Raw genomic sequence first — 12,993 nt, forward strand, 5'->3', positions numbered from 1 at the left:
CGGCGGCGAGCGGGCGCCGGACGGGCCGGGGCTGGCGCGGGCGCGCCGCGGGGTGGCGGCCCGGGCCGGCGTCGTGGCGCTCGTCGGGCTCCTCGTCGGCTCCTTCGGGGCGCCCGTCGCCGTCATCCTCGTCAACTACGCCCTGCTCTTCCTCGCCGTGCTGCCCGTCCTCGGCTGGGGGCCCCGCCGCCTCGTCCCGCTGGGCGTCGCCTGGCTGCTCGTCGTCCCCGTCCTCCTGCACCCGCTGCGGGACGCGCTCGTCGGCAGCGGCGCGCTCCCCCTCTCGCCGGGGAGCAGCCCGTCGTTCGCCTCCCTGGCCGAGCCGGGCGTGCTGCTCGGGCACCTGCTCCTCACGGGCTACTACCCCGTGCTGTCGTGGGCGGGCTTCGTGCTCCTCGGCCTGGGGATCGGGCGCCTGGACCTGCGCCGGTCCGCCACCGCGGGCGCCGTCGCCCTCGCCGGGCTGGCGGCCGCGCTGGGCGCGTGGGCGGTCTCCGCCGCCCTGAGGCCGCTGGCCCTGCCCTCCCTCGTCGTCCCCCTCGGCTTCCCGGTCTCCGGTGACGGTGACCTGGCGACGGCGCTGGAGACGGGCTTCTACGGGACGACGCCGACGACGTCGTGGTGGTGGCTCGCCGTCGACGCCCCGCACTCGGGGGCGCCGCCGGACATGGTCGGCGTCGCCGGCAGCGCGCTCGCCGTGCTCGGCGTCGCCCTGCTCGTCGCCCGCGTCGCCCGGCCCGTCGTGTGGCCCTTCGCCGCGATGGGCTCGATGACGCTCACGCTCTACTCGCTGCACGTCTTCTCGCTCGCGGTCATCGCCGTCTACGAGTACGGCGGTGGCACGCCGCCGCCCGAGGGCCCGCTCTACGCCGCCCAGGTCGTCGGGCTGCTCCTCGTCGGCGGGCTGTGGCAGCTCACCGGGCTGCGCGGGCCGCTCGAGGGCCTCGTCGCCTCGGCGTCCCGCGCGGCGCGGGGGCCGGCGCACCGCTCTCGCTCCGTCCACAAGGCGTCAGCACGGATCGCCCCACCTCGGGCACCCTCCCGCCGTGCGCCGGCTCCCCCTCCCAGCGCCGCTGGAGCACCTGGCGGACACCCAGGCCCGCTGCGTCTCGCGCGAGCAGCTGCGCGAGCACGGCCTGGACGCCGACCTCGTCGCCCGGCGCGTCACCTCCGGCGCCTGGCGCGCCGTCGGCCCGCTCGCCGTCGTCCTCCACACGGGGCCGCTCGCCGCGGCCGAGCGGCGCTGGTGCGCCGTCCTCGGCACCGAGGGCGTCCTGGGAGGTCTCGCCGCGCTCGAGGTCCACGGCCTGCGCTCGTGGGACCGCGAGGAGGTCGACGTCGTCGTGCCCCGCTCGGCCGGTCGCGCCGGGCCCGCATGGGCCCGGCTGCGGACGTCGACCCGTCGGGCGGAGCACGACGTCACGCGACGGGGCGGGCTGCCGGTCCACCGGGTCGAGCGGGCCGCCCTCGACGCGGCGTCGTGGTCCTCGTCGCCCCGGACGGCGGGGGGCCTCGTCGCCGCGGTGGTGCAGCAGCGGCTCACGACCGCGGAGCGCCTGCTCGCCGCCGCGGAGGAGGTGAGGACCGGGCACCACCGGAGAGAGGTGGTCGCCGTCCTCCGGGACGTCGCCTGCGGGTCGCAAGCCCTCAGCGAGGTCGACCTCGTCCGCCTCTGCCGCCGCTACCGCCTGCCCCTCCCGGTGCGGCAGGCGCGTCGTGAGGACGGCGTCGGCCGCACCCGCTACCTCGACGCCGAGTGGCTCCGCCCGGACGGGTCGCGCGTGCTGCTCGAGGTCGACGGCGTCGGGCACCTCGACGAGGCGCACTGGTACGACGACCTGCTGAGAGCCGCCGAGATCACCCGCGCCGGCGAGGTGCTGGTCCGCCTGCCGGCGCCGGCGCTGAGAGCGGAGCCGGAGCGGGTCGCCGCCCTGCTGCGCCGGCTGCTCGACCCTTCGGCGGGAGCTGTGCGCTGACGTCGCGGTGCACCGCGTCCTCGGCGCACAGCTCTGCCTCTGAGAGGTCCCGCTACCCGCGGAGCTCGATGGCGTGCCGCGCCGCCGCGCGGGCGCGGCGGCGGTCGCCAGCGGCGTCGTAGGCCAGGGAGAGGCGGTACCAGGCGGCCCAGTCCTCGGGGCGCTCCTCGACCTCGGCGCGGTACCGGGTGAAGAGGCGCTCGGCGTCCTCGCGGACGACGCGGCCCGAGGGGCGCCGCCGCAGGTCGTCCACGGGCAGACCCCCGGTGACGGCCAGCTCGTCGGCCAGGCGCTCGCTCGCGCGGCCGAAGAGCAGCTCGCGCACCACCGCCCAGCCGCACAGCACCGGGACGAGCAGGACGGCGAGGCCGAGCAGCACGCCGACGACCTCGCCGGTCAGCAGGAGCCGCACGCCCTGCTGCACGAGCAGCACCAGGTACAGCGCTGACAGCAGGAGCAGGACGACCACCACCGCCTTCGCGGGCACGCGCCGGGGGCGCCGCGCGGGGCCCCCGCCGCCCGAGGGGCCGCCGGCGGGGTCGGGCGCTGCCGAGGAGCCCGGCATCAGCCGTCGAGGTCCATGAGGTGCTCCAGCCCCACGACGAGCCCCAGATGGTCGGCCACCCGGCGAACGGCCAGCAGCACGCCGGGCATGAAGGACTCGCGGTCGAAGGAGTCGTGCCGGATCGTCAGCTGCTCCCCCGGCCCCCCGAGGAGGACCTCCTCGTGGGCCACGAGCCCGCGCAGCCGCACGCTGTGGACGCGCACGCCGTCGACGTCGGCGCCGCGCGCGCCCTCGAGGGCGCTCGTCGTCGCGTCCGGCGACGGCCCGAGACCGGCGGCGCGGCGGGCCTCGTCGGCGACGACGCCGCGCAGCGCCTCCGCGCGCGCGTCACCGCCGGCCGGCACCTCGGTGAGGGTCGGCGGCCCCTCCCCCTCCCGGACCGACGTCGGCGTCCGCCCCGGGGCCCCCGTGAGCGCGAGCACGGCCGCGGCCGCGTCCATGACCTGGCGCGGGGTGCGGTAGTTGACCGTCAGCTCCTCCAGCCGCCAGCGCCCCTCGGCGAAGGGGTCGAGGACCTCGGCCCAGACGGAGGCGCCCGCGGCGGAGCGCGTCTGGGCCAGGTCGCCGACGACCGTCATGGATCGGCTCGGGCAGCGCCGCACGAGCAGGCGCCACATCATCGGCGAGAGCTCCTGCGCCTCGTCGACGACGACGTGGCCGAAGACCCACGTGCGGTCCCCCGCGGCCCGCTCGGCGACGGTGAGCGTCGGTCCGCCGAGGTCGGACTGCCGCGCGGCGAGGTCCTCGGCGGAGGCCGTGAAGCCCTCGACCGCCGTCTCCCCCGCCCCCGAGTCCAGCACCTCGCGGGCGAGGGAGAGCGCCTCGTCACGCCGGCGCGCCTCCTCGCGGGCGCCCTGCGCGGCCGCGCCGGTCTCGTCCTCCCCCAGCAGCTCGGCCGCCTCGTCGAGCAGCGGGACGTCGTCGACCGTCCAGGGGTCCTCGGCCCCGCGCACGAGCAGCGCCTGCTCCTCGGCCGAGAAGAGACCGCTCGCCGCCTCGGCGAGCCGGTGCGGGCGCGTGAGCAGGTCGCCGACGAGCTTCTGCGGCGTCATGGGCATCCACGCGAGGTTGAGCGCCACGCGCACGTCGCGCGAGCCGCGCAGGTCGGCGACGACGCCCGGCCGGTCCTCCGGCTCCAGGCGCGTGCCCTGCGCACGGGCGACGAGGTCGGCGAGGTGCAGCAGGAGGTCGCGCACGAAGCCGCTGCGCGCCTCCAGGTGCGGCTGCCCCGTGGCCCGGGCGCGCTCGCGGGCCCGCGCCACGGCCCGCGGCTGCAGGACGACGGTCGTGCCCTCGACGTCCAGGCGCTGCGGGCCCGCCGGCACGCGCTGGCGGGCGGCGACGGCCCGGGACAGCACCTCGAGCCAGCGCTCGTCGCCCTTCAGCCGCGCCACCGCCGGCCGGTCGGCGGCGCGGGCGTCGACCCCGGGGAAGAGCTGGCCCGCCGTGGACGTGAGCACGCCGCTCTCGCCCAGCGAGGGCAGCACCTGCTCGATGTAGCGCAGGAAGACGGGGCTCGGCCCGACGACGAGGACCCCGCTGCGCGCCAGCCGGTCGCGGTGGGCGTACAGCAGGTAGGCGGCTCGGTGCAGCGCCACGGCCGTCTTGCCCGTGCCCGGCCCGCCCTGCACGACGAGGACGCCCTTGGCGTCGGAGCGGATGATCGCGTCCTGCTCGGCCTGGATGGTGGCGACGATGTCGCCCATGCGGCCCGTGCGCTGCGCGCCCAGCGCGGCCATGAGCGCGCCCTCGCCCCCGAGGGCCTCGAGGCCGCGTGCCGCGAGGCCGTCGGCGTCGAGGACGTCGTCCTCCAGGCCCTGCACCGAGCGACCCCGCAGCGCGAGGTGCCGGCGCCGCGCCACGCCGGCGGGCCGCGCCGCCGTCGCCTGGTAGAAGGGCTCGGAGGCCGGCGCGCGCCAGTCGACGAGGAGCCGCTGCTGCGCCTCGTCGGCGAGGCCGAGCCGTCCGACGTAGCGCGTCTCGCCGTCGGACAGGTCGAGGCGGCCGAAGACGAGGCGGTCCTCGACGGCGTCCAGCTGCGCGAGGCGCCCCTCGTGCAGCGCCGCGAAGGAGTCGCGCTCGGAGCGGTTCTGGTGCGTGCCGGTGGTCTCCGAGCGGCGGACGGCCGCGAGCTCGGCGGCGGTGCGCCGGCGCAGGTCGTCCAGGCGCGCGTAGCGGGTGTCGACGGCGGTCTGCTCGGCGGTGACCTGCTCGGCGCGGGCCGCGCCCTCGTCGGTGGTCGTTCGCGGGTCGGCGGTCATGGGCTGGTGGCGCTCCAGGGTCGTCCGGTCGGCGCGGCGCACGCGGTGGGGCGGCGACGCCGCAGGGTCAGCCGAGGTCGAGGGCGAGCAGGTCCTCCTCGGTCTCGCGGCGCACGAGCACCCGCGAGACCCCGCCCGAGACCGCCACGACGGGCGGGCGCGGGACGTGGTTGTACTGGCTGGCGAGGGCGCGGCAGTAGGCGCCCGTGCCGGGCACGGCCACGAGGTCGCCGGCGCCGAGGTCGCCGGCCATGAACTCGTCCATGACGACGATGTCCCCGCTCTCGCAGTGCTTCCCGACGACGCGGGTGAGCACCGGCGGGGCGTCCGAGCGCCGCGAGGCCAGGGTCGCGGAGTAGTCGGCGGAGTACAGCGCCGTGCGGACGTTGTCGCTCATACCCCCGTCGACGGCGACGTAGCGGCGGGTCTGCCCGCCGTCGAGGACGACGTCCTTCGTCGTGCCGGCGGTGTAGAGCGTGAAGGTGCTGGGCCCGACGACGGCGCGCCCGGGCTCCACCGAGACGCGGGGCACGTCGACGCCCTCGGCCGCGCACGCGGCCGCGACCACGCGGGCCATCCCCTGCGCCAGCTCGCGCGGCGGGAGCGGCTGGTGCTGGGTGGTGTAGGCCATGCCGAAGCCGCCGCCGAGGTCGATCTCGGGCAGGACGACGCCGTGGTCGCGCTGCACCTGGGCGTGCAGGCGCACGAGCCGCCGGGCGGCGACCTCGAAGCCCTCGACGTCGAAGATCTGCGACCCGATGTGGGAGTGCAGCCCCCGGAGGTCGAGCTCCGGCCGGGCGATCACCGCGGCGGCGGCCCGCGCCGCCTCCCCCGTCGAGAGCGGCAGCCCGAACTTCTGGTCCTCGTGGGCCGTCGCGATGTAGGAGTGCGTGTGGGCCTCGACGCCGACGGTGACGCGGACGAGCACCGGCGCCCGCACGCCCAGGCGGGCGGCGACGTCGGCGACCCGGTCGACCTCCGGCGAGGAGTCGACGACGATGCGCCCGAGCCCCGCCCGCAGCGCCCGCTCGATCTCGGCGTCGGACTTGTTGTTGCCGTGCAGCGCCATCCGCGCCGGGTCGACGCCGGCGCGCAGCCCCACGGCCATCTCCCCGCCCGTGCAGGTCTCGAGGAGCATGCCCTCCTCGGCGACCCAGCGGGCGACGGCCGTGCAGAGGAAGGCCTTGCCGGCGTAGTAGACGTCGGCGCCGCCGCACAGGTCCGCGAAGGCCTCGTCGAAGGCCTCGACGAAGCCGCGCGCCCGCGCGCGCAGGTCGTCCTCGTCGAGGACGTACGCGGGGGTCCCGTGCTCGGCGGCCAGCCGGGTGACGGGCACGCCGCCCACCTCGAGCGCGCCGTCGCCGTCGCGGCGCACCGTGCGCGCCCACAGCGGCGTCACGAGGGCGTTGACGTCGTCCGGCACGGCGAGCCAGCCGGGCCCGCCGTAGCCCTCGGCGTGCAGCGAGCCGGCCTCGTGGGCGTGCAGGCGCGGGCTCACATGCGCTCCGGGGCCGAGACGCCGAGCAGGCCGAGCCCGGAGGCGAGGACCGTGCGGACGGCCTCGGCGAGCCACAGGCGCGTGCGGTGCACGTCCTCGACCGGGGCCTCGCCGATCGGCGTCACGCGGCACTCGTCGTACCACTTGTGGAAGGCACCGGCGAGCACCTCGAGGTGGCGGGCCACGCGGTGCGGCTCGCGCAGCTCGGCGGCCTGCTCGACCACGCGCGGGTGCTCGCCGAGCGCGGCCAGCACGGCCGACTCCGTGGGATGGGTGAGCAGCGAGGGGTCGAAGCCGTCCTCCCGGCGCACCCCGGCGGCCTCCGCGTTCCGGGCCACGCCGCAGGTGCGGGCGTGCGCGTACTGGACGTAGAAGACGGGGTTCTCGTTGGTCCGCCGGGTCAGCACGTCGAGGTCGATGTCGATGGTCGAGTCGACCGAGCTGCGGCTGAGCGAGTAGCGGGCGGCGTCGACGCCGACGGCCTCGACGAGGTCCTCCAGCGACACGACCGTGCCGTTGCGCTTGCTCATCCGGACCGGCTGGCCGTCGCGCACGAGGTTGACCATCTGCCCGATGAGCACCTCGACGACGGCCGGGTCGTCCCCGAAGGCCGCGGCCGCCGCCTTGAGCCGGCTGATGTAGCCGTGGTGGTCGGCGCCGAGCATGTAGATGCAGAGGTCCGCCCCGCGGGCGCGCTTGTCGCGCAGGTACGCGAGGTCGCCGGCGATGTAGGCGGGCTGCCCGTCGGACTTGATGACGACGCGGTCCTTGTCGTCGCCGTGGTCGGTGGAGCTCAGCCACCAGGCGCCGTCCGCCTCGTAGAGGCTGCCCGACGCCTTGAGCTGCTCCACGGCGGCGTCCACCGCTCCGGAGGCGTGCAGGGAGTCCTCGTGGAACCACACGTCGAAGTCGACGCCGAAGTCGTGGAGGTCGCGCTTGACCTCGTCGAACATCAGCGCGACGCCGTCGCGGCGGAACACCTCCTGCGCCTGCTCCTCGGGCATCGCCATGACGTCCTCGCCCCGGGCGGACGCGTCGGCGACGACCCGGTCGGCGATGTCGCCCACGTAGGCGCCGCCGTAGCCGTCCTCGGGCGCGGGGCGGCCGTGCGCGCGCGCCAGCAGCGATCGCGCGAAGCGGTCGATCTGGGCGCCGTGGTCGTTGAAGTAGTACTCGCGCACCACCTCCGCGCCGGTCGCGGCCAGCACGCGGGCCAGGGCGTCGCCGACGGCGCCCCAGCGCGCGCCGCCGAGGTGGACGGGGCCGGTGGGGTTGGCCGAGATGAACTCGAGGTTGATGCAGGTGCCCGCCCGCTTCTCGCTCGTGCCGTACGCGGCGCCCGCCTCGACCACGGTGCGGGCCAGCTCGCCGGCCGCCGAGGCCTGCAGGACGACGTTGAGGAAGCCCGGGCCCGCGACGTCGACCCGCTCCACGCCGTCGACGGCGCCCAGCCGGGCCGCGAGAGCGGTCGCCAGGTCGCGCGGGGCGACGCCGGCCCGCTTGCCGAGCTGGAGGGCGACGTTGGTGGCCCAGTCGCCGTGCTCGCGGCTGCGCGGGCGCTCGACGCGGACCTCGGCGGGCAGGTCGCCGGCGGCGAGGGAGCCCACGGCCGGCTCCCGGGACTCGACCGCCTCGACGAGGCAGCGGCGGATCGCGGCGGAGAGCTCGGCGGGAGTCACGGCCCAGCAGTCTAGGAGGGCGCGAGGAGGACTCCGGGCGGGCGTCCACGGACGGCTCGGCGCCCTGGCGGCCCGGCACGCGACGAGCGCCGCCCCGCGGTGGCGGTGACGGCGCTCGAGAGGTGCTGCGTGGTGCCCCCGGCAGGATTCGAACCTGCGCCCCCGCCTCCGGAGGGCGGTGCTCTATCCCCTGAGCTACGGGGGCCGGTGGGCCCTGGGACGGCGCAGACACTACCCCACGAGCCCGGCCCCCCTGACGCGCCGGCCTCACCAGCCCGACGGCAGCGGGCGGCCCTCCTCGTACCCCGACGGCGACTGGACGCCGACGACGGCGCGCTCGTGGAGCTCGGGCAGCGTCCGGGCGCCCGCGTAGGTGCACGCGCTGCGGATGCCCGAGGTGATGGAGTCGAGGAGGTCCTCCACGCCGGGGCGCGCCGGGTCGAGCATCATCCGCGAGCTGCTGATGCCCTCCTCGAACAGCGCCTTGCGCGCGCGCTCCAGCGGCGACTCCTCGCGGGTGCGGTGGGCGACGGCCCGCTTGGAGGCCATGCCGAAGCTCTCCTTGTAGCTGCGGCCGCGCTCGTCGACGAGCAGGTCGCCGGGGCTCTCGTGCGTCCCCGCGAACCAGGAGCCGACCATGACCGAGCTGGCGCCGGCGGCGAGGGCCAGGGCCAGGTCGCGCGGGTGGCGCACGCCGCCGTCGGCCCACACCGAGGCGCCGAGCTCGCGGGCGGCGGCGGCGCACTCGAGGACGGCGGAAAACTGCGGCCGCCCGACGCCCGTCATCATCCGCGTCGTGCACATGGCGCCCGGTCCGACGCCGACCTTGACGACGTCGGCGCCCGCCCCCACGAGGTCGCGCACGCCCTCGGCGGTGACCACGTTGCCGGCGACGACGGGCACCTGCGGGTCCAGGGCCCGGACGGCGCGCAGCGCGTCGACCATGCGCTCCTGGTGGCCGTGGGCGGTGTCGACGACGAGGACGTCGACACCGGCGTCGAGCAGTGCGGCCGCGCTGCCGGCCACGTCACCGGTGACGCCGACGGCCGCGCCCACGCGCAGGCGGCCCGCGGCGTCCACCGCCGGCGCGTACAGGGCCGAGCGGACGCACCCGAGGCGGGTCATGGCCCCGGCGAGGACGCCGTCGCGCACGACGGGCGCGAAGGACCGCCGCGCGCCGTCGAGCACGGAGAACGCCCGGTCCAGGCCGCCCTGCGCCTCCACGTCCTCGACGTCGAGGACGAGCGGGGAGGTGCTCATGACGGAGGCCAGCGAGGTGAAGCGGTCCACGCCCTCGCAGTCCGAGGCGGTGACGACCCCCAGGGGGCGGCGCTCGGCGTCGACGACGACGAGGGCGCCGTGCGCGCGCTTGGGCAGCAGGTGCAGGGCGTCGACGACCCGGTCCTCCGGCGCGGCGACGATGGGGGTCTCGAGGACGGTGCTGCGCGCCTTCACCCACGCGACGACCTCGGCCACGACGTCGAGCGGCACGTCCTGCGGGATGACGGCGAGCCCGCCGCGGCGGGCGACCGTCTCGGCCATGCGCCGGCCGGCGACCGCCGTCATGTTCGCGACGACGACGGGCACGGTGGTGCCCACGCCGTCGTCCGTCCGCAGGTCCACCTCGGTCCGCGAGGCGACGCCGGAGCGGCCCGGCACGAGGAAGACGTCGTTGTAGGTGAGGTCGTGACCGGGGGCCGAGCCGTCGAGGAAGCGCACGGGGCGCCAGGGTAGGCCGTCCCGCGCCCCGCCCGGGCCCGACGACCGCGCGCCGACGGGCGGCGCGACGGCGCCCAGGCACTAGTCTGGCCGGGCCGACGCACACGCAGGTCCGCGCGGTACCGGGGGTCCCGGCGCCGGGCGCATCTCGCGCACCGACCCGTGGAAGAGGGCGATCGCCACCGTGTCCCAGCAGGAGACCACCAGCGCAGGACGGGGCTCCTCCGGCCCCGCGGACGAGGGGCCCGACGCGATCCCGGGCACGGCGTCCGGCTTCGGCCCCAACGCGTGGCTCGTCGACGAGCTGCACGAGCGCTACCTCGAGGACCGCGAGTCCGTCGACCCGGCCTGGTGGGAGTTCTTCGAGGACTACACGCCGGGCGACGGCGCCCCCCAGGACGACGCGACCGGGAGCCCCGGCGCCTCCGCGACCACTGGTGAGGACGCGGGCGACGCGTCGACCGGTGCGACGACGACCGGCTTGGTGAAGCGGACGCCGAAGCTGGCCACGCGGCCCGGGTCGCCGCCGCACCAGTCCTGCACGACCCGGCCGGCGAGGGCCATGGTGAACATGCCGTGGGCGATGACGCCCGGCAGCCCCACGCCCACCGCCGTGCGCTCGCTCCAGTGGATGGGGTTGAAGTCCCCGCTCGCGCCCGCGTAGCGGACGAGGTCCGCCCGGTGCACCGAGAAGGTCCGGCGGGCGACCTCCTGCCCGACCTCGAGCCGCTGGTCGTCAGCCGTCGCGCTCACGCGCCCTCCTCCTGGGTCCGCGGCGTCGGGGTCTCGGGAGCCCGGACGACGAGCACCGACGTGGCCGTGCAGACCGGCTCGCCGCTCTCGGTGGCGATCTCGTTGCGCGTCGTGACGATGGCGTTGCCCGCGGCGACGCGGACGCCGTCGACGTGCAGCGTCGTCACGAGCCGGTCGCCGACGACGACGGGCCGGTGGTGGGTGAAGGACTGCTCGCCGTGGACGACCCGCGTGAAGTCCACCCCGGCCGCCGGGTCGGCGAGGAAGCGGGCGTCGCTGCGCTGGGCGAGGACGACGGCGAAGGTCGGCGGCGCGACGGCGTCCGCGTGGCCGAGGGCCCGGGCCGCCGCGGCGTCGACGTGGACGGCGGGCACGTCGGCGGTGGCCAGCGGCCCCCCGAGCACCGTCGCGGAGCCCGCACCGGCGACGGCGCTCGCGAACTCGCGGACCTTCTCCGCGCTCACCTCGTAGACGTCCTCGGGCGGGTAGGTCCGCCCCACGAAGCTCTGGTCGACGGCCACGTCGCTCCTCCGCTGCAGCTGGGCCGGCCTCCCCGCGCGGGGCGACGCGCGAGGGACGGCCGGTGGGACGACGACGGCGGGGCCGCCGGGGGCGGCCCCGCCGTCCGGGGTCGTGCTCGGGCTCCGCGGGCCGTCGTCGGCCCGGTGCCCGGGGCCCCTCAGGTGGGCCGAGGGGCTGAGGAGGTGGTGCTCAGCGCGTCTCGCGGTGCGCGGTGTGGTTGCCGCAGCGCGGGCAGAACTTCGCCAGCTCGATCCGGTCGGGGTCGTTGCGGCGGTTCTTCTTGGTGATGTAGTTGCGCTCCTTGCACACGGTGCACGCGAGCGTGATCTTCGGTCGGACGTCAGCGGTCTTGCTGGCCACGGCGGGAGCCTCTCGGTGGGTCGTCGGTGCGGGCGGTGCTCGTCGGCGGTGCCGCCCGTCCCCTCGCAGGAGGTGCAACACCCGAGCGGCTGGCGCCCTTCCGACGGCGGCCCGGGACGGGCCCGGCGCCGTCGGCGGCGAGCCGCAGGCGTAGCGAGGGCGGGGATCGAACCCGCGACACAACGATTATGAGCCGTTTGCTCTACCACTGAGCTACCTCGCCGAGCGCTCCGCCCGGCGGGCCCCGGAGGGCGCCGGGCGGAGCCGCAGAGCCCCAGTAGGGAATCGAACCCTAGACCTTCTCCTTACCATGGAGACGCTCTGCCGACTGAGCTACTGGGGCGGCACCCGCGAGCGGGCACGGTCGAGGAGCGTACACGGCTCCCCCGTCGACGCCGAAACCGGCGGCCGCCGGGGCCGCGCACCGGCGCCGCGACGCGCAAGAGGGCGCCCCGGGCTCCGGGACGCCCTCTCGCGAGCGACGTGGCAGGTGCAGGATTCGAACCTGCGAAGGCTGTGCCGGCTGATTTACAGTCAGCTCCCTTTGGCCGCTCGGGCAACCTGCCTCGCGAGCACCGCCGAGCGCGGGGCCCGGTGTGCGTGGGCGACGATAGCAAGGACCGGACGTGCCGACGCACGCCTCCGCGCCCGTCGCCCGTCGTCGCCGCCCGACACCCGTCGCGCCCCGTCGCGTCGGGGCGGACGTCCGCCCGCACCGCCACCGCCATCCCCAGGAGGAGCCCCATGGCCGCCGACTCGTCCTTCGACGTCGTGAGCAAGGTCGACCGCCAGGAGGTCGACAACGCGATCAACCAGGCCGCGAAGGAGATCGCCCAGCGGTACGACTTCAAGGGCACGGACGCGAGCGTCGCCTGGAGCGGCGAGCGCGTCGTGCTCGTGGCCAACAGCGAGGAGCGCGTCGCCGCCGTCCTCGACGTGCTGCAGACCAAGCTCATCCGGCGCGGGGTCTCCCTCAAGGCGCTGGACCTCGGCGACGTGCGCGCCTCCGGCAAGGAGCACCGGCAGGAGGGCACCCTCAAGGAGGGCCTGTCGTCGGAGGACGCCAAGAAGATCTCCAAGATCATCCGGGACGAGGGCCCCAAGGGCGTCAAGCCGCAGATCACCGGCGACGAGCTGCGCGTCAGCGCGAAGAGCCGCGACGACCTCCAGGCGGTCATCGCCCTCCTCAAGGGCGCCGACCTCGACGTCGCGCTGCAGTTCATCAACTACCGGTGAGCGGGACGGCGGGGACCACCTCGGCGGCGCCCGTCCCCCCGGTGCTGCCGGGCGGTGACGGCGCTCCGTCGGCGCACCGCTGCGGGGCGGCCCCGCGGCAGGTCGCCGAGCTGCACCTGCCGGCGCAGCGCCGCACGGACGGCGTCGCCGTCCTCGTGCACGGGGGCTTCTGGCGCCCCGGCGCCGCGGACGGGTCGCTCGCCTACGACCGGCGCCTCGAGGACCACGTCGCCGCGGACCTCCTCGCGGCGGGCGTGCCGGTGTGGCTCGTCGACTACCGCGCCGTGGGGGACGGCGGCGGCTGGCCCGCCACCCTCGAGGACGCCGCGACGGCTCTCGACCTCGTCGTCGACGTCGCGCCGGCGGCGGGGCTCGACGCGGGGCGCGCCGTCGTCGTCGGGCACTCGGCGGGCGGGCACCTCGC

The 12,993-nt window shown here is 76.7% G+C and carries 12 protein-coding genes, 4 tRNA genes and 2 pseudogenes; 4 read left to right on the forward strand and 14 right to left on the reverse strand.

Translation table 11 applies throughout. From position 1 onward, the window contains the following. Positions 1-343: pseudogene (locus HLB09_RS06235) on the reverse strand (hypothetical protein); the annotation flags it as partial. A 251-nt stretch (positions 344-594) separates the two neighbouring features. After that, complete coding sequence (locus HLB09_RS06240; protein WP_171202540.1) at positions 595-780, reverse strand: hypothetical protein; 186 nt, start codon at positions 778-780, stop codon at positions 595-597. A gap of 266 nt (positions 781-1,046) precedes the next feature. On the opposite strand from HLB09_RS06240, the gene HLB09_RS06245 reads away from it, so the two are divergent. Then, positions 1,047-1,976 (forward strand): hypothetical protein, encoded by a 930-nt coding sequence (locus HLB09_RS06245; RefSeq protein WP_171202541.1) that lies wholly within the window; start codon positions 1,047-1,049, stop codon positions 1,974-1,976. A 52-nt stretch (positions 1,977-2,028) separates the two neighbouring features. On the opposite strand, the gene HLB09_RS06250 is transcribed toward HLB09_RS06245, so the two are convergent. From HLB09_RS06250 to HLB09_RS06275, 6 genes are all read right to left on the reverse strand, one after another. Next, positions 2,029-2,463, reverse strand: coding sequence for a hypothetical protein (locus tag HLB09_RS06250; RefSeq protein ID WP_171202542.1), 435 nt, complete (start codon positions 2,461-2,463; stop codon positions 2,029-2,031). A gap of 77 nt (positions 2,464-2,540) precedes the next feature. After that, the gene (locus HLB09_RS19235; protein ID WP_281359268.1) at positions 2,541-4,802 is read right to left on the reverse strand and encodes a dihydrodipicolinate reductase C-terminal domain-containing protein; all 2,262 of its coding nucleotides are present in this window, start codon (positions 4,800-4,802) and stop codon (positions 2,541-2,543) included. Between the two features lie 67 nt (positions 4,803-4,869). Further along, the gene (gene lysA / locus HLB09_RS06260; protein ID WP_171202551.1) at positions 4,870-6,288 is read right to left on the reverse strand and encodes a diaminopimelate decarboxylase; all 1,419 of its coding nucleotides are present in this window, start codon (positions 6,286-6,288) and stop codon (positions 4,870-4,872) included. An 8-nt stretch (positions 6,289-6,296) separates the two neighbouring features. After that, the gene (argS, locus tag HLB09_RS06265) at positions 6,297-7,979 is read right to left on the reverse strand and encodes an arginine--tRNA ligase (RefSeq protein ID WP_171202543.1); all 1,683 of its coding nucleotides are present in this window, start codon (positions 7,977-7,979) and stop codon (positions 6,297-6,299) included. Positions 7,980-8,109: 130 nt separating this feature from the next. Continuing rightward, positions 8,110-8,184 (reverse strand) — tRNA-Arg (locus HLB09_RS06270). Between the two features lie 62 nt (positions 8,185-8,246). Beyond that, a complete protein-coding gene (locus HLB09_RS06275; RefSeq protein ID WP_171202544.1) occupies positions 8,247-9,698 on the reverse strand; it encodes a GuaB1 family IMP dehydrogenase-related protein in 1,452 nt (483 codons plus the stop codon). Positions 9,699-9,882: 184 nt separating this feature from the next. Here HLB09_RS06275 and HLB09_RS19835 point away from each other — a divergent pair. Further along, positions 9,883-10,029: pseudogene (locus HLB09_RS19835) on the forward strand (hypothetical protein); the annotation flags it as partial. 38 nt (positions 10,030-10,067) lie between these two features. On the opposite strand, the gene HLB09_RS06285 reads toward HLB09_RS19835, so the two are convergent. The 6 genes from HLB09_RS06285 to HLB09_RS06310 all read right to left on the reverse strand — a co-directional run bounded on the left by HLB09_RS06285 (position 10,068) and on the right by HLB09_RS06310 (position 11,899). Further along, a complete protein-coding gene (locus HLB09_RS06285) occupies positions 10,068-10,451 on the reverse strand; it encodes a MaoC/PaaZ C-terminal domain-containing protein (RefSeq protein ID WP_171202545.1) in 384 nt (127 codons plus the stop codon). Further along, positions 10,448-10,972 carry an FAS1-like dehydratase domain-containing protein gene (locus tag HLB09_RS06290; RefSeq protein ID WP_171202546.1) on the reverse strand — a complete coding sequence of 175 codons (525 nt, stop codon included), beginning with the start codon at positions 10,970-10,972 and terminating at the stop codon, positions 10,448-10,450. Before HLB09_RS06290 ends, HLB09_RS06285 begins: the two co-directional genes overlap by 4 nt. A 190-nt stretch (positions 10,973-11,162) precedes the next feature. Beyond that, entirely contained in the window at positions 11,163-11,333 is a 171-nt protein-coding gene (gene rpmG, locus HLB09_RS18375; RefSeq protein WP_171202547.1) for a 50S ribosomal protein L33, read from the reverse strand. 151 nt (positions 11,334-11,484) lie between these two features. After that, positions 11,485-11,556: transfer RNA gene (locus tag HLB09_RS06300), tRNA-Met, on the reverse strand. Between the two features lie 47 nt (positions 11,557-11,603). Then, a tRNA-Thr gene (locus HLB09_RS06305) sits at positions 11,604-11,676 on the reverse strand. A gap of 141 nt (positions 11,677-11,817) precedes the next feature. Continuing rightward, positions 11,818-11,899 (reverse strand) — tRNA-Tyr (locus HLB09_RS06310). Between the two features lie 178 nt (positions 11,900-12,077). Between HLB09_RS06310 and HLB09_RS06315 the strand changes: the two genes are divergently transcribed. Together HLB09_RS06315 and HLB09_RS06320 are read left to right on the forward strand one after the other, a co-directional pair. After that, positions 12,078-12,569 carry a YajQ family cyclic di-GMP-binding protein gene (locus HLB09_RS06315; protein ID WP_171202548.1) on the forward strand — a complete coding sequence of 164 codons (492 nt, stop codon included), beginning with the start codon at positions 12,078-12,080 and terminating at the stop codon, positions 12,567-12,569. Beyond that, positions 12,566-12,993: alpha/beta hydrolase (locus HLB09_RS06320; RefSeq protein WP_171202549.1), on the forward strand; the 428-nt coding region annotated here is incomplete at its 3' end. The genes HLB09_RS06315 and HLB09_RS06320, both read left to right, overlap by 4 nt.

Source organism: Pseudokineococcus marinus, from assembly GCF_013004605.1.
GTDB classification, from domain to species: Bacteria; Actinomycetota; Actinomycetes; order Actinomycetales; family Quadrisphaeraceae; genus Pseudokineococcus; species Pseudokineococcus marinus.

Coding starts and splice junctions, on each gene's coding strand:
- HLB09_RS19235 (WP_281359268.1), bottom strand. CDS start 4,802: ATGACCGCCGACCCGCGAACGACCACCGACGAGGGCGCGGCCCGCGCC.
- HLB09_RS06315 (WP_171202548.1), top strand. CDS start 12,078: ATGGCCGCCGACTCGTCCTTCGACGTCGTGAGCAAGGTCGACCGCCAG.